This is a genomic window from Pseudomonas sp. FG98, from assembly GCF_057808595.1.
This window is the reverse complement of record NZ_JBMDIJ010000061.1, coordinates 1-19,525: the sequence shown is the minus strand read 5'-3', so window position 1 is coordinate 19,525 and position 19,525 is coordinate 1. Positions and strand designations below refer to the sequence as shown.

Genomic DNA, 19,525 nt, shown 5'->3' with positions numbered 1-19,525 from the left:
TATCGCCGGCAACGCCGGCTCCCACGGGTTCTGCGGTGTACACAATTCCCTGTGGGAGCTGGCATTGCCTGCGATGAGGCCCGCACTGCCTACCAACAAGCCTCGGCGGAGCCCAGCTCCGAAGCCCCCCGCTCCCAATGCAGCGGCGCTCCCACCACCTGCAACGCTGGCTTGAGGCGCTGCGCTGGCCCCCAGGGCGTTTGCTCGCGCCACAAGCCCAGGTCGGCCACGGTCTCCGCTGCCAGGGGCAGATCCTCGGACATGGTGCCTTGATCCTCCAGCCATTTGGCCGTGCGGGCCAGGGACAGCCGGGCGCTGCTGCCCTGGCCGCTGGCCAGGCGTTCGGCCAGCCCGCGAATCGCCGCGGCGGCCATGAGATAGCCGGTGGCATGGTCGAGGGCCTGCACCGGCAATGGCACCGGCCGACTGGCCTGCTGCCAGCGCATCCCGGCATGGGCGATGCCGGTGCTCATCTGCACCAGGCTGTCAAAGCCCCGGCGCAAATGCCATGGCCCGCTCCAGCCATAGGCATTGAGGCTGACATCCACCAGCGCCGGGTTCAGTACCCGGCGCTGGGCGTCGCCATAATCCAGGCGCTCAAGGGCATCGGCACGGTAGCCATGGACGAGGATGTCGGCCTGGGCCAGCAGCCGTTCGAAGATCTTGCGATCATCGCTGTCGCGCAAGTCGAGGCGGGCGCAGCGCTTGCCCAGGGTGACTTCCGCCGCCACCCCGGGCTCTTCCCAGTCCGGCGGATCGATGCGCAGCACCTCGGCGCCGAAGCCGGCGAGCAGGCGTGTGGCGATGGGGCCGGCGAGAATCCGCGTCAGGTCCAGCACCCGCACCCCGGCCAGTGGCCGTTCCGGGTTACCCGACCAGTTGCGCGAGCCAAGGGCGTCGAATGGTTGGCGGCGGATCAATGGCTCGGCATTCACCGCGCGACCCTGGGGATGGTCCGACCATTGCTGCCAACTGAGCATCTGCGCCGCGCAACCGCCGCGTTCGACGATGGCCTGTTCCAGCTCGCCGGCCGACCAGGTCAGGACCCGGCGGGCCATGCTTTCGCGGTCGCTGGCGGGGCCGAGCACGGCTTCGGCGATCAGGCGGTGGTGCGGGGCATTGGTGTGCAGGCGGATCCAGCCGTCGCGGGCCTGGTAGTCACCGGCGATGGCGTCCCACAGCGGTGGTGCCTGCCAGCCCTGGGGGCGCAGGCTGGAAGCGAACCACATGGCGGCCAGGCGGCGGTCGACCAGGACCTGATGGCACTCGCCGGCCTGCTGTTCGATCAGTGCGGCCAGCGCGAGACCGGCGGCAGCGATGCTGACCCCGGCCATCTCGGTCACGGCGAAGGCCGAGGGCAGGTTGCCAGGGGTGGAAAAGCGCACCGCGCCGTCTTGCGGGCGCGGTAGGTCGAGGTCTTGGGCGATGGAGCCGAGCATGTTCAGCATCGTTGTCCTCCTGTACATCTGAAGGACACAAGTGAAGTCATTCCGCGCGCTGCGGTCAAATCCCGGACGGCTTGGCGCTGCCTTGCGTGACGCTTTCCGGACGTGACCAGATCCACAGGTTGCCCAGGGTCATGCCGCTGATCGCCAGCCATACCGGCCAGCGGTGTTCGAGGAAGACCAGCATCAGCGTGGCGCACAGCAGCATGCTGATGGTGGCGCTGACCTTGGCCCGGCGCTGGATCACCTTGCCATTGCGCCAGTTGTGCAGGATCGGGCCGAACAGGCGGTGGTTTTCCAGCCAGGCACTGAGTCGCGGCGAACTGCGTGTGGCGGCCCAGGCGGCGAGCAGGATGAATTCGGTGGTCGGCAGGCCGGGCACGACGATCGCCACCAGGCCGATGCCCAGGCTCACATAGGCCAGCAGGCCGTAGAGCACGCGGGAAAGCTTCGAGGAAGAGGGTCGGGTCATGACGGGGGCATTCGACTGCACGGGGAAATCCGGCCGTCATGATGACGGCCGGAGCGCGATCAGGCCAGTTCGGCTTTAGGCGCAGTGGCGTAGGCGTGCTTGAGCAGCTCGGTGAAACGCTCGAAAGCGGCGACTGCGCCTTGTTCGGCAGCGGCTTCTTCCTCGGCGCTCAGTTCCAGGCCGTCGAGGATCCGGGTGAACTGCTTCCAGCCCTCGGCACGGCCGCCGGCGGGTTCGCCCAGGTGACGGGCACCGAAGTTCTCGTTCAGTTCCAGGGCCACGGCGCGCTTGATCAGGAAGGCGGCGCCGAGCTTGGAGCCCTCGGACACGAAGATCCAGCCCATGGCCTGGCCAATGCTGGTTTCCTGCACGGCACCCGGGTAGTCGGCGGGCACTTCGGTATCCAGGTCGGCCAGGTCGAGGCGGGCCTGTTCGGCACGGCAGCGTGCGGCCAGGTCGGGAACGATGGCGATCAGGCGCGGGTCGGTATACAGCGCCTTGAGTTCGTTCTGGAACAGGTACTGGGCGACGACGAAGCGGGCGAAGTTTTCACGGGTTTCAAAAGGCGCGTGGGACTTGACCAGGGCGTCCAGCTCGCTGTGCGGCGCATGAGTGATCTGGTTCAGACGCTGCGAGCGCAGGCTGGCGCGTTCGGTGTTGGCTGTCATTGGGAATTCCTTGCGTTTGGGACGGGCCTTGTAACTAGACGTGCAAGATGACGCGCGACAGTAAAAAAACCTCACCCCTGTGCTCTGGAATTTGTTTTGCCTGTGCTGGCCTCATCGCCGGCAACGCCGGCTCCCACAAGTTCGTGGCGTACACAAAAACTATGGGAGCCGGCGTTGCCGGCGATGAGGCCCTTGAATTCAACCAAAGGCTCGGGCCTCTTCCACCAGCCAGTCATGCACCGCCCGCGCACTCGGATGCGCCAGGGTTCCGGCGCTGTACAGCAGGACATAGCGCTTGTGATTCGGCACTGGTGCGCCGAAGGGCACGATCAGGGTGCCGCGTTCCAGTTCGTCATTGAGCAGGGTGCGCCGGGCGATCGCCACGCCGATCCCGGCAATGGCTGCCTCGATGGTCAGGTGATTGCGATTGAAGGTGTGCCCGCGCCGCACATCCAGGCCTTCGGCGCCGATCGCCTTGAGGTAGAACTCCCATTCCGCATATTCCGAGCTGCCGCGCCAGGCGGTGATGTCGTGCAGCAACGGGTAGTGCACCAGGTCGCCAGGCCCGTGCAGCGGCGGGCGGCCGCGGAGCAGGGCGGGGGAGCAGACCGGGAAGATCTCTTCGTCCAGCAGCGGCGTCGAATGCATCCCCGGATAACTGCCGTCGTTCAAGTCAATGGCCAGGTCGAAGTCGCCCTCGTGCAAGGCCTGGTTGCTGTCCTCGGCGACCAGGCGCAACTGAATGTCCGGAAAGCGCTGCTGCAAGCGCGGCAAACGCGGCGTCAGCCATTTGGCGAGGAACGAGGGTATCGAGCGCAAGCGCAGGGTGCCGCGAATTTCCCCGGCATCCAGGCGGCGCAGTTCGGCGTCGATGCTGCCGTAGGCCTCATGCACGGTCAGGGCCAGGCGCTGGCCCTCGGCGCTCAGTTCGACGCCGCGGGCGCGACGCAGGAATAAACGAAAGCCCAGACGCTCCTCCAACTGGCGAATCTGCTGGCTGACCGCCCCCGGAGTGATGTGCAGTTCTTCGGCGCAGCGAGTGAACGACAGGTGCCGCGCCGCACAGGAAAACACGTGCAGCCAGACATACATCTGGCCGTTCATGGATCGTCGCATCGTTTAGTCCTGCTAAAGGCTTGGTTAGAAAGTTTCGTTGGTCATGAGGAAAAACTGGCGGCAGTATCGCCCAACCTAGCGACACACCTCAATTTTTTCACCGCGCACCGAAAGGGTTCATCGCCTTCGGGCAGGCAGGCATTAGCATGGCTATCAGTGTTTTCGACCTTTTCAAAATCGGCATCGGTCCGTCCAGCTCCCATACCGTCGGTCCGATGCGGGCTGCGGCGACCTTCGTCGAGGCCTTGCGCGGCCAGGAGCTGCTGGCGGCGGTGCAACGGGTCGAAGTACGCCTGTACGGCTCGTTGTCGGCCACCGGCGTCGGCCATGCCACCGACCGCGCCTGCCTGCTGGGGCTGATGGGCGAGTGGCCGGACCGTATCGACCCGCAATGCATCGGCCCGCGCATCGAGCAGTTGCACAGCACCGGCGTACTGGTCCTGGGTGGCAGCCAGACGATTGCCTTCGACTGCCAGCGCGACCTGCTGCTGCTCGACGAGAGCCTGCCGTATCACCCCAACGCCATGACCCTCGAAGCCTACGGCGATGACGGCGTGCTCCTGCAGCAGACCTACTACTCGGTGGGCGGCGGCTTTATCGTCGAGGCGGCGGAAATCGATGGCGCGGCGGTGGCCAGCGCGGTCGAACTGCCTTACGAGTTCTCCAGCGCCGAAGAAATGCTCGCCCTGTGCAAGCGCCACGGCCTGCGGGTCAGCCAACTGATGATGGCCAACGAACTGGCCTGGCGTGAGGAAAGCGACGTCCGCGCCGGCCTGCTGCAACTCTGGGCGGTGATGCGTGAATGCGTCAGCAACGGCCTGAGCAACGAGGGCATCCTGCCCGGCGGACTCAAGGTCAAGCGCCGCGCGGCCAAGCTGCACCGCAGCCTGCTGGAACTGGGCAAGCCCAACGTGATCGGCTCGACCCTCAGCGCCATGGAGTGGGTCAACCTGTTCGCCCTGGCGGTCAACGAGGAAAACGCCGCCGGCGGGCGCATGGTCACCGCGCCGACCAACGGCGCGGCGGGGATTATCCCGGCAGTGCTGCATTACTACATGAAGTTCAACCCCGAAGCCTGTGACAACGACGTGGTCGACTTCCTCCTCGCCGCCGCTTCGGTGGGCATCCTGTGCAAGAAGAACGCTTCGATCTCCGGCGCCGAGGTCGGTTGCCAGGGCGAAGTGGGCTCGGCCTGCGCCATGGCGGCGGCGGGCCTTGCCGATGTGCTCGGGGCCACCCCGGCACAACTGGAAAACGCCGCCGAAATCGCCCTGGAGCACAACCTCGGCCTGACCTGCGACCCGGTCGGCGGCCTGGTCCAGGTGCCCTGCATCGAGCGCAATGCGATCGCCGCCGTGAAGGCGATCAATGCCGTGCAGATGGCCCTGCGTGGCGACGGCGAACATTTCATTTCCCTGGACCGGGTGATCCGCACCATGCGCGATACCGGTGCCGACATGCACGAAAACTACAAGGAGACCTCCCGCGGCGGCCTGGCCGTCAGTTTTGTCGAGTGTTAAAGCCGTCGCCCGGCACAGGCGACGCTGGTTCATAAGCAACAAAAATAATTACAAGGCGATCTAGATGACCGATGTAAACAGCACTATCCAATCGCGGGTCGAAACGGCCGCGCCTGCCTCCAGCGGCTGGACCCGCCACGACACCACCTGGACCCTGGGCCTGTACGGCACCGCCATCGGCGCCGGGGTCCTGTTCCTGCCGATCAACGCCGGCGTCGGCGGCTTCTGGCCGTTGCTGATCCTGGCGCTGCTGGCGTTCCCCATGACCTTCTTCGCCCACCGTGGCCTGACCCGCTTCGTCCTGTCCGGGCGCAAGGGCGGAAACGAGGACATCACCGAGGTGGTGGAAGAGCACTTTGGCGTCGGCGCCGGCAAGCTGATCACCTTGCTCTACTTCTTCGCCATCTTCCCGATCCTGCTGGTGTACAGCGTGGCGCTGACCAACACCCTGGGCAATTTCCTCGAACACCAGTTGCACATCACTCCGCCACCGCGGGCGCTGCTGTCGCTGCTGCTGATCTGCGGCCTGATGATCGTGGTGCGTTGCGGCCAGGGCATCATCGTGCGGGTCATGAGCGTGCTGGTGTATCCCTTCGTCGCTGCCTTGCTGCTGCTCGCCCTGGGCCTGATCCCCAACTGGAACAGCGCCTTCTTCGCCCAGGCCAACGAAGGCATGAGCGCCGGGCTGCTGCTCAAGACCCTGTGGCTGGCGATTCCGGTGATGGTGTTCTCCTTCAACCACTCGCCGATCATCTCGGCCTTCGCCGTGGCGCAGAAACGCCAGTATGGCGAGCGCGCCGAGCAGAAGAGCGGGCGCATCCTCGCCACCTCGCACCTGATGATGGTGCTGACCGTGATGTTCTTCTGCTTCAGTTGCGTGCTGGCCCTGTCGCCGGCTGACCTGGCGGCGGCCAAGGCGCAGAACATCTCGATCCTGTCGTACCTGGCCAACCACTTCCAGACCCCGGTGATCGCCTTCGTCGCGCCGCTGATCGCCCTGGTGGCCATCACCAAGTCGTTCCTCGGCCACTACGTCGGTGCCAGCGAAGGCTTCCAGGGCCTGATCGTGAAAAGCCTGCGCAGCCGTGGCCGCTCGATGTCGGCCAAGGGCCTGGAGCGGGTCACTGCGCTGTTCATGGTGCTGACCTGCTGGATCGTCGCCACGCTCAACCCGAGCATCCTCGGCATCATCGAATCCCTCGGTGGCCCGGTGATCGCCTGCCTGCTGTTCCTCATGCCGATGTACGCGATCAACAAGGTGCCGTCGCTGCGCCAGTACTCGGGCAAGGCGTCGAATGTGTTCGTCGTGGCGGTGGGGCTGATTACCTTGTCGGCCATCGCCTGGTCGGTGCTGGCCTGAAAGGCATCGCGGGTGAACCCGCTCCCACAGGTTCGGTGCCTGGCACGGACCCTGTGGGAGACTTCATGGTGGCAGACAAGCAGATTGATGTTGTGACAGCTGGCCTCATCGTCGGCAAGCCGACTCCCACAGGTTCAGCGGCGCACGCGGTCACTGTGGGAGCTGGCTTGTCGGATCGCCGCACCGCAGCGATGAGGACCTGAAGGGCGTCGCTATCGTTCCAGATATGCCCAAAGCGCCTTAGCCACCGGCGACGGTGCCTTGTCATCCCCAAACAACCGCCGCCCAATCTGCAACCCCAACTGCCGATAGCCTTCGAACTGCGCTTCATCGAAGAACTGGTTGGCCGTGCTTTCGTTGGGGAAGGTCGGGTGCTCGCTGGCGTAGTTGAGCAGGTCCACCGGCAACCCGGAAATCAGGTTGGGCTTGATCAGCAGGATCCGCGAGGTCAGCTCACCCTGCTTGTTGGTGACGTTTAGCAGGATCGCGCAGCGCCGGTAATCCGGTTCTTTGCGCGCCTCGGCATCCAGTTTGAAATCGGCGATCCGGCCGAACCAGGGCTTCAGCTCGCTCTCGTTCAATACCCCTTCGTCCTCGGTGATCTCCAGCGCCTGGTCGATGCGCGCCAGGCGGATCAGGTTGGCCAGGTCGTCGAACTGGTAGTTCGGGTCAGCGCCGCAGTCGCACATGACGATCAGGTCGACTTCCCGTCCTTCTCGGATCAGCTCATAGCAAGCGGTGTTCTCGAAGTGACCGCCGTCCGACAGGTACTGGAAGTCGCGGTTCAGCCCGTGGAAATGCGCGGTGATCTCATAGAACAGATAGTGCTGGGTGGTCAGGGTGCGTTCGCGCAGGGTGTCGCGGGAGGCGCGCTGACCGCTGTCCTTCTCGCCGTTCTGCAGGAAGTCCGACGGCCACCAGGTGCCCAGGCGCACGTTGGTCAGGCCGAACGCCAGCGAGGTGCCGAGAGTGGTGGCGCGGCCCAGACCAGTGGAGAAGGCGGCGCCGGAGGTGGCGACCCAGTGCGCCAGGGTCAGCGGTTGGTAGATTTCGCCACAGTCCGGCTGCCTGGCCCGCTGGCGCGGCTCGCCGTCGAGGATGTAGCTGACGCTGGCCAGCCCGTCGCCGCCGGACGGCGCCAGGCACAGCGGCTTGCCCTTGCGGTCGCGTTGCACCAGTTGTTCGGCGGGGTCGACGGTCTGGTTGAGGGTGACGTTGATCAGGTGCAGCGGTGCGGCCGTGGTATGGGCGTAGTAGTTCTCGATGGTGACATCGTCGCCCGGCAGGGTTTCGGCGACGCTGAGCAGGCGGCGGCGCTGCTTGCGGGTCTTGCCGGAGAAACGCAGGCCATTGGAGGCGCCGAGGTAGGCCCGGGCCAGGCGCGCACGGTAGAACGACTGCCATGACGACAGGTTGAGGAAACCGATGAACTGGCCCGAACCCAGGCTGAACAACGCTGCCAGCACGGTCAGCCCGAGCAGCCGGGCCCAGGCGTGGGTGTCGCCGAACCAGTCGCCGGTATAGCGCACGTACTGCACCAGCAGGCCCCAGAACAGCGAAACCAGGACGAAGATCACCACCCCGGCGGCGCCGGCGATGATGCTGATCGGCAGCTTGCTCAGCCAGCCCGGGCTGGTCTTGTCGTCACTGGACACCGAAATCCAGCGCACCAGGGCGATCAGGGCCGGCAGTACCACACCACCCGAGAGCAACGGCCCTTGCTCGACCCGCAGGAACAGCCATTCGCTCAACCAGGGAATCACGGCGAAGAACGTCGCGACCAGGGTGGCGATGATCGCCGAGGCCAGGCGCCGGGTCACCAGCACGCGGTAGGTGGCCACGGTGTTTTGCCGGGCGAGGATCTTCTCCGGCGCCGGGCGGCCGTGGCCGAGGTAGATGCACAACCACAGGCAATAGCCCAGGCCGAACACGCAGACCAGGGCGAACAGCACCATCAGCGTGCGCAGGTCACCACCGAGCCAGGGAGCGAAGATCGCCAGCGCCAGCATCACCACGGCGGTCAGACCGTAGAGCAGGGTGGCGCGGTTGAACGGGTGCAGGCTTTCATCGGCATTGCGCCGCCGATAGACCATCCAGTACGCCAGCATCAGCGGCAGCACGGCCAGCACGATCAAGGCGACCGGCAGCCACCACAGCGCCCCGCAGATCACCTGCGCCGCGCTCAGCGGCAGGAAGGCGCCGAGTGGCGAGCACAGCGGACTGAGGTCGATCCCCACCTGCAGCAGCACGGCCAGGGCCAGGCCGAACAGCAGCGGCATACCGATGACCATGTGCACTGCCAGCAGATTGCGCAGCGACATGCCGAGCACATAGAACAGGTCGCCACCACCGCCGGGGGTCAGGTAGCGGCCGTTCTCCCGCAACCAGCCGAGGGGGGCGGCGCCCACCGCCTGCTCACGGTAATCGTCGCCGGTGTGGATGCGCCCCGGCGGCTCGTAGTCCAGGGTGTCATACGCCTCGCGGGCGGCCTGGCGCTTGCTGGCATCGTCGGGCTGGTTCTCGGCAGCGCCGACCATCCCGCTGTGTTCGCGGCCACGCAGGCGGCCGGGGAGGAACAGGCTGCCGAAGAACGAGCCGAAGTAACCGCCGCCGCTGACCGTCGACAGGTAGTCGAAACGTGGCAGCAGGCGCTTGCCCAGGTCGGTTTCTTCATCATTGCGCTTGGGCACCGGCTCCACCCCCGGCGCCGGTGCCCTGGCCAGGGCCTGGAGCACCCCGAGGCAGAAAGTGGCGCTGCGGATGCCACCGCCGGACAGCGCCAGGGCGCGGCGCTTGCCGTCGCCCCCTGGCAGTTCCAGCAAGCGGTGGCGTTCGGCGATGCGCGCCTGCTCGGCGCGAAATTGCGTGCTTTGGTCCGTGCTGACGGATTCTTCCCTGTCCATGTGGCGTCCATTGCTGTGGTGGTGACAAGTCCCTGGCAGAGCAGTGTAGAGCAGGAAAATAGCCACTTGCCACTAGTGTGAGCTGAATCACAAAAGCACTGTGCGCAAACCTATAAGCAGAAGTGATAAGCAGCGTTTTTTCATCGCGAAATGAAATCAATGTGCCACTACTGCATGGCATATGCTTGAGGTGTTGTAAGGAGTTGTAACCAACTGGTCCATCGTCCAACCGAAGGCGACGGACAACGCAATCAGTTGAGATCGGCCAACTGGACCGGCCGCAATAACGTGTCCCCAAGGACAGAAGGGACCGGTCTGCACGTTTTGCAAGGAGCAAACGCATGACACCCGTGAAGCTGATGTTGAGCCTCTTTATTCCCCTGGTGCTGTTGCAGGGGTGTTCCGATAAACCGAAAAACCCTTGCGGCGACACCTCCGGCAAGATCCTCGACGAAGCCAAGTGCGTCGGCCGCGAAGCCGACAGCCTGAAAGGCGCCGACGAGGACTACTTCGCCGACATGGACTACGGCGTTTCCAAACAGCCCGCATTGCTGGTGGATCGCCTGTCACCCTTCATCCCCGGGATCACCGAACAGCAGGCAGTGGATGCCTTCGCCCGCGGGCGCAACAACTGGATCGTCTGGACCGCCGGCAACGATGCCCTCTGGGACAAGCTGTCGCGTGACAGCGTCGGCAACCTGGACTTTCTCAAGACCATCTCCAACCACCCCTCGCTGGCGGCCAACCGCAGCAATCGCTGGCAGTACCTCGGGGTGGTCAACGAGCCGTGCTACACCAAGGGCGAAGGCCCGCGTGAAGACCGCCACGGCCTGTGGCTGGACAACCGCGACCCGTCCTGCGCCCCCGATCCCTTCGAGAACGAAGAGAAATACCCCGGGGTGAAGATCGGCGCCCGCGGCAAGAACATCGAGACCGGTTCCTACTACGGCTATGGCACCGGCATCGTCGGCCTGCGCCTGTTCCCCAACCCGGACTTCGACGAGAAGGCACAGAAACACTGGGATCCCAAGCGCTACTACGAAGACCCCAGCTACTACAACGACAGCAAGCTGGTGAAACCCTACCGGGTCGGCATGTCCTGCGGCTTCTGCCACGTCGGGCCGAACCCGACCAACCCGCCGGCCGATCCCGAGCGTCCGGCCTGGGCCAACCTCAACTCCAACCCGGGCGCGCAGTATTTCTGGGTCGACCGCATCTTTATGTGGCAGAAGGACGACAGCAGCTTCCCGCACCAGCTGTTCCACACCTCGCGGCCGGGAGCCCTGGATACTTCGCTGGTGTCCAGCGACTACATCAACAACCCGCGCACCATGAACGCCGTCTACAACCTCAAGGCGCGCATCGAGCTGGCTGCGCACCTGGGCAAGGAAAAACTCGCCGGCGGCGACCTCAACAACAAGCAGTTCAACGAAGTCCCGGGGATTCCCGCCGACAGCCCGCTGAACCAGTTCTATAAAAAGCCGGACACGGTGTTCACCCCGCGCGTGCTCAAGGACGGCGCCGACTCGGTGGGTGCTCTTGGCGCGCTGAACCGGGTGTTCGTCAACATCGGCCTGTTCAGCGAGGAGTGGACCACCCACTTCCGGCCGTTGATCGGTGGCAAGCCGATCACGCCGTTCCGCATCGACGTGGCGCGCAAGAACTCCTCCTACTGGGTCGCCAACGAACAGCAGACCCCGGACCTGGCGTTGTTCTTCCTGGCATCGGCCACCCCCGACTACCTGAAGAACGCACCCGGCGGCGCCCAGCACCTGCAAGCCTCGCCGGCGCAGCTGGAGCGGGGCAAGGAAGTCTTCGCCGACACCTGCGCGCGCTGCCACTCCAGCAAGCTGCCGGAAAAGGCCTGGGCCCAGTTCCCCGACAACGGCTGCGTCAACGGCAACTACCTGCAGTGCTGGAACAACTACTGGAGCTACAGCAAGACGCCGGAGTTCAAGAACGCCATGCGCGACATCGTGAAGAAGGACGACTTCCTCACCGACAACTTCCTCTCCACCGAACTGCGCGTGCCGGTGACCCTGCTCGAAACCAACGCCTGCAGCCCGCTGGCGACCAACGCCCTGGCCGACAACATCTGGGACAACTTCTCCTCGGAGTCGTACAAGAAGCTGCCGGCGGTAGGCTCGATGCTGGTGCAGAACCCCTACACCGGCGAAGCCCGCGAGTATGAAATGCCCGGTGGCGGTCGTGGCTACACCCGGCCGGCCTCGCTGGTCAGCGTCTGGTCGACGGCACCGCTGTTCCTCAACAACGCCCTTGGTCAGTTCAAGTGGAGTGGCAGTGTCGACGATCGCCTGGCGTCCTTCGACAGTTCCATCGAAATGCTCCTGTGGCCGGAAAAGCGCCAGGGCAACTTCCAGGTCGTGACCCGTTCCGGCCTGACCCACCCGGGCACCATCGACACCACCACCGAAACCAGCTACCTGCGCGTAAGCAGCGGCTACCTGCCGAAGTTCCTGCAGAACCTGCAAGGCGTGCTGACCCGCTGGCTGCCATGGCTGTTCGGTGATGACGGCATCCAGATCGGGCCGATCCCGCAAGGCACCCCGGTCAGCCTGCTGTCCAACATCGACCTGGAAAAACGCGACCAGGTGCTCGACCTGCTGGTGAAGATCAAGCACGACCTCAAGCAGCTGCCGCCAGGGGCCAGCGACGAAGAAGCGCGCAAGGTCTTCAAGCGCCTGGTCAAGCCGCTGCTGGAAGTCAGCAAGTGCCCGGACTACGTGGTCGACAAGGGGCACTACTTCGGCACCCGTTTCCTTCAGGACAAGGATGAACAGGCCCTGAGCGACGACGACAAACGGGCCCTGATCGCCCTGTTGAAAACCTTCTGAGGCCGCCGTCATGAGCAACGAACTGGATTACGAATACATCGTGGTGGGTTCCGGCGCAGGAGGCGGCACCCTGGCCGCGCGCCTGGCCGAGGAGGGCCGGCGCGTGCTGATCCTGGAGTCGGGCAGCGACCCGGTGGCCGGGACCGGCGAACCGGGCCTGCCCGAGCAATACCAGGTGCCGGCGTTCCACCCGCGCTCCACCGAGAACAACGCGATGCGCTGGGACTTCTTCGTGCGCCACTACAGCAGCGACGCGCAGCAGGCCAAGGATCCCAAGTTCACCCGCGAATTCGAGGGCGAACAGGTCGATGGCGTGCTGTATCCGCGGGCCAGTTGCCTGGGTGGCTGCACCGCGCACAACGCCATGATCACCGTCTACCCGCATAACCAGGACTGGGACCATATCGCCCAGATCACCGGTGATGCGTCGTGGAAGGCCAGTGCCATGCGCGAGCACTTCGAGCGCCTGGAAAACTGCCATCACCGGCCGTTCCAGCGTTTTCTCTCGTGGTTCGGCATCAACCCGTCGCGGCATGGCTTCAAGGGCTGGCTGCACACCGAGAAGGCGGTGCCGGAAGCGGTGCTCGACGACTTCTCGCTGGTGCGCTCCATCGTCAAGTCGGCCAAGCAGGCCTTCGAGACCCTGGCCGAGCCGCTCAAGCGCATCGGCTGGCAGTTGCAGGGGGTGGGCGACCCCAACGACTGGCGCCTGGTCAAGGACGAAGCCATCGGTCTGCGCTACCCGCCGCTGGCCACCCACAAACACCACCGCAACGGTACCCGCGAACGCTTGCTGGATGTGCAGCAGCGCTTCCCGCAGAACCTGCACATCGAGCTCGATGCGCTGGTCACCCGGGTGCTGCTGGACGATGAACAACGCGCCTATGGCGTGGAGTACATCAAGGGCGCGCGGATGTACCGCGCCTGCACCTTGCCGCGCAACCCGACTTCGGCCGGCGAGCTGCGCCAGGTCCGCGCCAGTCGCGAGGTGATCCTCTCCGGTGGGGCGTTCAACACCCCGCAGATGCTGATGCTTTCCGGCATCGGCCCGCGCGAGGTGCTGGAGTCGGTGGGCGTGCCGGTGCGGGTCGAATTGCCGGGCGTCGGGCGCAACCTGCAGGACCGCTACGAGGTCGGCGTGGTCAACCGCATGAACTTCAAGGAATGGAGCGTGCTGGAAGGCGCGCGCTACGCCAAGGGCGACCCGCAGTACGAGGAGTGGGCCAAGGGCAAGGTCGGGGTGTATTCCACCAACGGCGCGGTGCTGGCGGTGATCAAGAAGTCGCTCAAGCAGCGGCCCTTGCCGGACCTGTTCTGCTTTTCGCTGCTGGCGCTGTTCCGCGGCTACTTCCCGGGCTACTCGCAGTTGATCGTCGACAAGCTCAACTACCTGACCTGGGCGGTGCTCAAGGCGCACACCAACAACACTGCTGGCTTCGTCACCTTGCGCTCGAAGGACCCGGCGCAAACCCCGCTGATCAACTTCCGCTACTTCGAGGAAGGCAACGACAGCAAGGGTGAAGACCTGCAATCGGTGGTGGAGGGCATCAAGTTCGTGCGCAACCTGGCCAAGCCGTTGAAAGAGGCCAAGCTGATCGCCGAAGAAGAGCTGCCGGGCGACGCGGTGCAGACCGACGAGCAGTTGAAGGAGTTCGTCAGGAACCAGGCCTGGGGGCATCACGCCTCCTGCACCTGCCCGATCGGTGCCGCCACCGACCCGATGGCGGTGCTCGACAGCGCCTTCCGCGTGCGTGGGGTGAGCAACCTGCGGGTGGTGGATGCCTCGATCTTTCCGAAGATCCCGGGGTTCTTCATCGTTACCTCGATCTACGTCGCGGCGGAAAAGGCGGCCCAGGTCATCCTCGCCGATGCCGCCCGCACGCCGGCCCACAGCGTTCGTGGGGCAGGGCGGGCGAGTACCGCCAGTGACAGCGTGAACAGCACCGTGGAAGCCATGGTCAGCCCGAAAGGCTGATCCCGGAAAGCTGGGCTATACCTAAACCCGCTGGCGTCGTGCCAGCGGGTTTTTTTCATGGATTTCAGTAGTGGGGAGCACTTATGAAAGTTGCACTGGCGGTTGGCCTGACCTCGTTACTGCTTGCCGGTTGCGCCAGCGACCTCAGCAAGCCGGAGGAATACTCGGGCTTTCTCAAGGACTACAGCCAGCTCAGGGAAGCGAAATCACCGTCCGGTGCGCCGGTCATGCGCTGGATCGACCCCAAGCTGGACAGCAAGGCCTACCACAGCGTGTATATCGAACCGAGCCAGCTCTATCCCAAACCGGCGCCGACCCAGCAGATCCCGGCGAGTACCCTGCAAGGCATCACCGCCTACTATGACCAGGCGCTCAAGCGCGAGCTGAGCCAGTCGTTGCCCCTGGCCAGCGCGCCGGGGCCGGGTGTGATCGTGGTGCGCCCGGCGATCACTGCGGTCAGCAGCAAGACCCAGGGGCTCAAACCCTATGAAGTGATTCCTGTGGCCCTGGTTGCGGCGGCAGTCAGCACCGCCTCCGGGATTCGTGACCAGGAAACCGATATCGCCACCGAAGCGGTGTTCATCGACGGCGGTACCCAGAAGGTGGTGGCCCAGGTGGTCCGCAAGGGCACCGGCAAGCCGCTGGAAAATACCAGCCAGGTGATGAAGCCGGATGATGTGAAGGCGGTGATCGATGGCTGGGCTTCGGATCTGCGGCAGTCGTGGTTGAAGCTCAAAAGTAAGTGACCCTGCGTTCTCACTGGCCTCATCGCTGGCAAGCCAGCTCCCACAGGTACTGCATGCACCTCAGCCCCTGTGGGAGCTGGCTTGCCAGCGATGAGGCCATCAGCGACACCTAGTCCACTTTGACGATGATCCCGCCCGCATCCCCCCGCGAAGATGAGGTCCACCGCCGCTGACCGGCGGTTTTCCTGACCTCAGCTAATGGCATAACAACAATGACGGCTCAAGTTCAGTCTCAACCCGACCATGACGTGATCGTCGTCGGCTCGGGCGCGGGTGCGATGACGTCGGCGGTATTTCTCGCCGATCACGGCCTGCGTGTCCTGATCGTGGAAAAAAGCGCCAAGTACGGCGGCACCTCGGCCATTTCCGGCGGCGGGATCTGGATCCCCAACAACCATTACTTCGCCCGCCTGGGCGGCAACGACAGCCGTGACCAGGCGCGCCGTTACCTCCAGGCCTCCGCCGGCGAGCACGTGGAGCCGGCGCGCCTGGACGCCTACCTCGACAACGCGCCGAAAATGATCGAGGCCCTGACCCGCACCAGCCGCGTGCGCTACGCCGTGGCGGCGAAATACCCGGATTACTACCCCCATCTGCCGGGCGCCTTGCCCGGGGGGCGCACCCTTGACCCGGAGCTATTCGACACCAGCGTGCTCGGCGAGGAGCTGGACAACCTGCGCAAGCCGTCGCCCTCGACCCTGCTCATGGGCCGCATCGCCTGGACCGCGCGCCACGCGCACAAGGCCATGGCCCGCAGCTTCGGCTGGCGCTGGCTGATCCTCGGCCTGATGCTGCGCTACAAGCTGGACTTCAAATGGCGCAGAAAGAGCAAGTACGACCGCCGCGCCGCCCTCGGCAGTTCGCTGGTCGCGGCCCTGCGCCGTTCGCTGATGGATCGCGACGTACCGCTCTGGCTCGACACCGATTTCCGCGAGCTGCTGATCAAGGACGGCAAGGTCGGCGGGATCGTGGTCCACCGCGATGGCCAGGACCTGACCTTGCACGCCCGCCATGGCGTGATCTTCGCCTGCGGTGGCTTCGAGCAGAACCAGGCCCTGCGCGAGCAGTACCTGCCCAAGCCGACGCAAATGAGCTGGAGTGCCACGCCGCCCGGCAACAATACCGGTGCCGCCTTGCTCGCCGGAGTCGGCGCGGGGGCCGCCACCGCCCTGATGGACTGGGCCTGGTGGGCACCGACCATCGCCGTGCCGGGTGAGGACAAGCCCCGCGGGATCTTCGCCGAGCGCGCCTTCCCCGGCGCCATCGTGGTCAATGACCAGGGCCGGCGCTTCGTCAACGAGGCTGCGCCGTACCTGGAGTTCGTCGACGCCATGCACCGCGACAACCAGCAAAGCGGCGGGCGCAGCGTGCCGGCGTGGGTGATCTTCGACGCGCATTTCCGCTTCAACTACGCCATGGGCCCGTTGATGCCGGCCCAGGTCATGCCCGACAGCCGCCTGCGCAAGGAATGGCTGAACAACCTGTACTGGAAGGCCGACAGCCTGGCCGGACTGGCGGAGCAGATCGGCGTCGACCCGGCCGGGCTGGAGGCCACGGTGGTCAAGGTCAACGACTATGCGCGGACGGGGATCGATGCCGATTTCCAGCGTGGCGGCAATGTCTTCGATCGCTATTACGGCGACTGCAATATCAAGCCCAATCCCTGCCTGGCGCCGCTGCGCAAGGGGCCGTTCTACGCCATGCGCCTGGACGCCGGGGATATCGGCACCAAGGGCGGCCTGCTGACCAACGAGCATGCCCAGGTGGTGCGCGAGGACGGCACGCCGATCCCTGGCCTGTACGCCATCGGCAACTGCTCGGCGTCGGTGATGGGCACCAGCTATCCAGGGGCCGGCGGCACGCTGGGGCCGGCAATGACCTTCGGTTATGTGGCGGCCAATCACCTGGCCCGGGAGGCGTCATGAGCCGGGTCGATACGGTTACGCCGATCCTGCCGCCGCTGAATGGCGAGGAGTTGCACGGGCGGCCTTGGGACCAGCAGTGCGACGTGCTGGTGATCGGTTGGGGCGCGGCAGGTGCCTGCGCGGCCTTGGAGGCGCGGGCTGCTGGCGCCGAGGTGATCGTCGCCGACCGCTTCAATGGCGGCGGCGCCAGTGCCAAGAGCGGTGGCGTGGTGTATGCCGGTGGCGGTACCCGCCAGCAGCGCCGCGCCGGCTACAACGACTCGCCCGACGCGATGTTCGATTACCTCAAGCACGAAACCCGGGGCGTGGTCCGGGACGACACCCTGCGGCGTTTCTGCGCCGACAGCGTGGCCAACCTGCAATGGCTGGAAAGCCATGGTGCGCCGTATTCCCATGAAGTCCCGCCCGGTGGCAAGACGTCCTATCCGCAGGACGGCTACTACCTCTATTACTCCGGCAACGAACTGGTACCGCAGTACGGCGGCGAGCATGCGCCTGCGCCACGCGGTCACCGTACTGTAGGCAAAGGCCAGTGCGGTGCCGTGTTGTACGGTCACCTCCAGGCCGCCTGCCTGCGCGCTGGCGTGCGCCCGCTGTTGCAAGCGGCGGCCCGGCGCCTGGTGGTGGATGCAGCGGGGCGAGTGATCGGCGCCGAGTTCTGGCGCCTGTCGCCCGACAGCCCCCAGGCCGCCCTGCACGGCAAGTTGATCGCCCGCGCGGAGACGTTGCAGAACTTCGCTCCCGGCTATTGCGACAGCCTGCGCCAGCGCGCCAGCCAGCTGGAGCGGGATTTCGCCCGTCCGCTGTTGGTGCGGGCGAAGAAGGCGGTGATCCTCAGTACCGGCGGCTTTATCTTCAACCGCGAACTGATCGGCCAGCATGCGCCGAAATTCCGCCGCAACTTCAAGGTCGGCGCCACCGGCTGCGATGGCAGCGGCCTGCGTCTTGGCGCCAGTGTCGGCGCCGCCAGCGACCGGCTGGAGCGGGTTTCGGCGTGGCGCTTCATCAACCCGCCGTACAGTTGGCACAAGGGCATGGTGGTCAACACCGAGGGGCGGCGCTTCTGCAACGAAGAAGTCTACGGCGCGACCCTTGGCCAGCCCTTGATGGAAGACCAGGGTGGCCGCGCCTGGTTGGTGCTGGATGCGGCGCTGCGCAAAAAGGCCCTGCGCGAGGCGCTGTTCGGTGGCTATTGGTGGTTCCAGAGCGTGCCGGCCCTGGCCCTGATGCTGCTCAAGGTGCGCAAGGGGCGCAGCCTCGACGAACTGGCCCGGGTCACCGGAATGAATGCCCAGGCCCTGCGCGAAGCGGCCGAGGCCAACAACGCTGCAGCCCGTGGTGATCGCGACGATCCCTTCGGCAAGTCGCGAGGCGGGCGCCAGGCGCTGGAGCACGGGCCGTTCTACGCCTGCGATATCTCTGTGGGCAACCCGATCTTTCCCCTCGGGGCCTTGACCCTGGGCGGCCTGCGGGTCGATGAGGACAGCGGTGCCGTGCTGGACCAGGCCGCACGGCCGATTGCTGGTCTGTACGCTGCCGGCCGGGCTGCCGTGGGTATTCCTTCGCACCTCTATATCAGCGGCTTGTCCCTGGCCGATTGCGTGTTCTCCGGCCGGCGTGCCGGGCAAGCGGCTGCCGGGGAAGGCCGCGACAACCGGTTGTATCTCAAGGAGGTTGCATCATGACCGGGCGGGTAGCTGACAAGATCGCCGTGGTCACCGGCGGCGCGCGAGGGATCGGGCGGGCCAGCGTGCGCCTGCTGGTTCGTGAAGGGGCGCGGGTGGTGATTGCCGATATCGACGAAGCGGCGGGGGAGGCGCTGGTTGCCGAACTGGGCGAGGCGACCTGTTTCGTCCGTCATGACGCCAGCAGCGAGACCGGGTGGCAGGCCTTGATGGGCTTGGTGCGCGAGCGCTACGGACGCCTGGGTATCCTGGTCAACAACGCCGGGATCCTGATCAGCGGGACCATCGAGGAGACCCGCCTGGAGGATTGGCACAGGCTGATGCGGATCAATGCCGACAGCGTCTTCCTTGGCTGTCGCGAGGCGATCGGGCTGATGAAGCAGGGTGGTGGCTCGATCATCAACCTGTCCTCCATCGCCGCCCTCGCCGGACGCGACGACTACCTCGCCTACAGCGCCTCGAAAGGCGCGGTGGCGGCGCTGACCCGCTCGGTCGCCGCCTTCTGCCGCCGGCGCAAGTACCGCATCCGCTGCAACAGCCTGCACCCGGACGGCGTGCTCACGGACATGACCAGCGGTGGCTTCCCCGCCGGTCTCGACCCGGAGCGGCTGACCATCGACAGCGACCCGATGAACCGCATGTGCCGGCCGGAGGATGTGGCGGCCAGCGTGCTGTTCCTGGCCAGTGACGAAGCCAGGGCGGTGAACGGGGTGGAGTTGCGGGTGGATAGTGGGCAGATGGTGATGAGCATCTGAGAATCTCCCACAGGTTCCTGTATCGAGCCTGGACCCTGCGGCCGACCCGGAACCCTGTGGGAGCCGGCGTTGCCGGCGATGAGGCCATCAGCTTCGACAT

Annotated in this window: 13 protein-coding genes; 8 read left to right on the top strand and 5 right to left on the bottom strand. The window is 65.5% G+C overall.

Going from position 1 to position 19,525, the window contains the following annotated elements:
* Positions 1-89: 89 nt before the first annotated feature.
* The 4 genes from ACODSK_RS24865 to ACODSK_RS24850 all read right to left on the bottom strand — a co-directional run bounded on the left by ACODSK_RS24865 (position 90) and on the right by ACODSK_RS24850 (position 3,701).
* Positions 90-1,448 carry a CoA transferase gene (locus ACODSK_RS24865; RefSeq protein ID WP_489019745.1) on the bottom strand — a complete coding sequence of 453 codons (1,359 nt, stop codon included), beginning with the start codon at positions 1,446-1,448 and terminating at the stop codon, positions 90-92.
* A gap of 55 nt (positions 1,449-1,503) precedes the next feature.
* On the bottom strand, positions 1,504-1,917 hold the full coding sequence (locus ACODSK_RS24860; RefSeq protein ID WP_489019744.1) for a YbaN family protein: 414 nt from the start codon (positions 1,915-1,917) through the stop codon (positions 1,504-1,506).
* Between the two features lie 59 nt (positions 1,918-1,976).
* Entirely contained in the window at positions 1,977-2,585 is a 609-nt protein-coding gene (locus tag ACODSK_RS24855) for a biliverdin-producing heme oxygenase (RefSeq protein ID WP_489019743.1), read from the bottom strand.
* Between the two features lie 198 nt (positions 2,586-2,783).
* Positions 2,784-3,701, bottom strand: coding sequence for a LysR substrate-binding domain-containing protein (locus ACODSK_RS24850; RefSeq protein ID WP_489019742.1), 918 nt, complete (start codon positions 3,699-3,701; stop codon positions 2,784-2,786).
* A gap of 146 nt (positions 3,702-3,847) precedes the next feature.
* Here ACODSK_RS24850 and ACODSK_RS24845 point away from each other — a divergent pair, with 146 nt between their 5' ends.
* Complete coding sequence (locus ACODSK_RS24845; RefSeq protein ID WP_489019741.1) at positions 3,848-5,221, top strand: L-serine ammonia-lyase; 1,374 nt, start codon at positions 3,848-3,850, stop codon at positions 5,219-5,221.
* 64 nt (positions 5,222-5,285) lie between these two features.
* Positions 5,286-6,581 carry a serine/threonine transporter gene (locus tag ACODSK_RS24840; RefSeq protein WP_489019740.1) on the top strand — a complete coding sequence of 432 codons (1,296 nt, stop codon included), beginning with the start codon at positions 5,286-5,288 and terminating at the stop codon, positions 6,579-6,581.
* 212 nt (positions 6,582-6,793) lie between these two features.
* Here ACODSK_RS24840 and ACODSK_RS24835 read toward each other — a convergent pair whose 3' ends face one another.
* Complete coding sequence (locus ACODSK_RS24835) at positions 6,794-9,484, bottom strand: hypothetical protein (protein WP_489019739.1); 2,691 nt, start codon at positions 9,482-9,484, stop codon at positions 6,794-6,796.
* 341 nt (positions 9,485-9,825) lie between these two features.
* Between ACODSK_RS24835 and ACODSK_RS24830 the strand changes: the two genes are divergently transcribed.
* The 6 genes from ACODSK_RS24830 (at position 9,826) to ACODSK_RS24805 (ending at position 19,425) form a co-directional block, all read left to right on the top strand.
* Positions 9,826-12,339, top strand: coding sequence for a c-type cytochrome (locus ACODSK_RS24830; RefSeq protein WP_489019738.1), 2,514 nt, complete (start codon positions 9,826-9,828; stop codon positions 12,337-12,339).
* 10 nt (positions 12,340-12,349) lie between these two features.
* Positions 12,350-14,314 carry a GMC family oxidoreductase gene (locus tag ACODSK_RS24825; RefSeq protein WP_489019737.1) on the top strand — a complete coding sequence of 655 codons (1,965 nt, stop codon included), beginning with the start codon at positions 12,350-12,352 and terminating at the stop codon, positions 14,312-14,314.
* 83 nt (positions 14,315-14,397) lie between these two features.
* Positions 14,398-15,060 carry a DUF3313 domain-containing protein gene (locus ACODSK_RS24820; RefSeq protein WP_489019736.1) on the top strand — a complete coding sequence of 221 codons (663 nt, stop codon included), beginning with the start codon at positions 14,398-14,400 and terminating at the stop codon, positions 15,058-15,060.
* A gap of 212 nt (positions 15,061-15,272) precedes the next feature.
* Positions 15,273-16,985, top strand: coding sequence for an FAD-binding protein (locus ACODSK_RS24815; protein ID WP_489019735.1), 1,713 nt, complete (start codon positions 15,273-15,275; stop codon positions 16,983-16,985).
* Positions 16,982-18,670: an FAD-binding protein gene (locus ACODSK_RS24810; protein ID WP_489019734.1), complete on the top strand. Its 1,689-nt coding sequence runs from the start codon at positions 16,982-16,984 to the stop codon at positions 18,668-18,670. The genes ACODSK_RS24815 and ACODSK_RS24810 overlap by 4 nt, the downstream gene beginning before the upstream one ends.
* Positions 18,667-19,425 (top strand): SDR family oxidoreductase, encoded by a 759-nt coding sequence (locus tag ACODSK_RS24805; protein WP_489019733.1) that lies wholly within the window; start codon positions 18,667-18,669, stop codon positions 19,423-19,425. The genes ACODSK_RS24810 and ACODSK_RS24805 overlap by 4 nt, the downstream gene beginning before the upstream one ends.
* Positions 19,426-19,525: the final 100 nt, after the last annotated feature.

Excerpts from the sequence above, each read along its gene's own strand:
- ACODSK_RS24845 (WP_489019741.1), top strand. The coding sequence starts at position 3,848 with ATGGCTATCAGTGTTTTCGACCTTTTCAAAATCGGCATCGGTCCGTCC.
- ACODSK_RS24855 (WP_489019743.1), bottom strand. The coding sequence starts at position 2,585 with ATGACAGCCAACACCGAACGCGCCAGCCTGCGCTCGCAGCGTCTGAAC.
- ACODSK_RS24825 (WP_489019737.1), top strand. The coding sequence starts at position 12,350 with ATGAGCAACGAACTGGATTACGAATACATCGTGGTGGGTTCCGGCGCA.
- ACODSK_RS24830 (WP_489019738.1), top strand. The coding sequence starts at position 9,826 with ATGACACCCGTGAAGCTGATGTTGAGCCTCTTTATTCCCCTGGTGCTG.
- ACODSK_RS24860 (WP_489019744.1), bottom strand. The coding sequence starts at position 1,917 with ATGACCCGACCCTCTTCCTCGAAGCTTTCCCGCGTGCTCTACGGCCTG.
- ACODSK_RS24865 (WP_489019745.1), bottom strand. The coding sequence starts at position 1,448 with ATGCTGAACATGCTCGGCTCCATCGCCCAAGACCTCGACCTACCGCGC.
- ACODSK_RS24835 (WP_489019739.1), bottom strand. The coding sequence starts at position 9,484 with ATGGACAGGGAAGAATCCGTCAGCACGGACCAAAGCACGCAATTTCGC.
- ACODSK_RS24850 (WP_489019742.1), bottom strand. The coding sequence starts at position 3,701 with ATGCGACGATCCATGAACGGCCAGATGTATGTCTGGCTGCACGTGTTT.
- ACODSK_RS24840 (WP_489019740.1), top strand. The coding sequence starts at position 5,286 with ATGACCGATGTAAACAGCACTATCCAATCGCGGGTCGAAACGGCCGCG.
- ACODSK_RS24805 (WP_489019733.1), top strand. The coding sequence starts at position 18,667 with ATGACCGGGCGGGTAGCTGACAAGATCGCCGTGGTCACCGGCGGCGCG.
- ACODSK_RS24820 (WP_489019736.1), top strand. The coding sequence starts at position 14,398 with ATGAAAGTTGCACTGGCGGTTGGCCTGACCTCGTTACTGCTTGCCGGT.
- ACODSK_RS24815 (WP_489019735.1), top strand. The coding sequence starts at position 15,273 with ATGACGGCTCAAGTTCAGTCTCAACCCGACCATGACGTGATCGTCGTC.
- ACODSK_RS24810 (WP_489019734.1), top strand. The coding sequence starts at position 16,982 with ATGAGCCGGGTCGATACGGTTACGCCGATCCTGCCGCCGCTGAATGGC.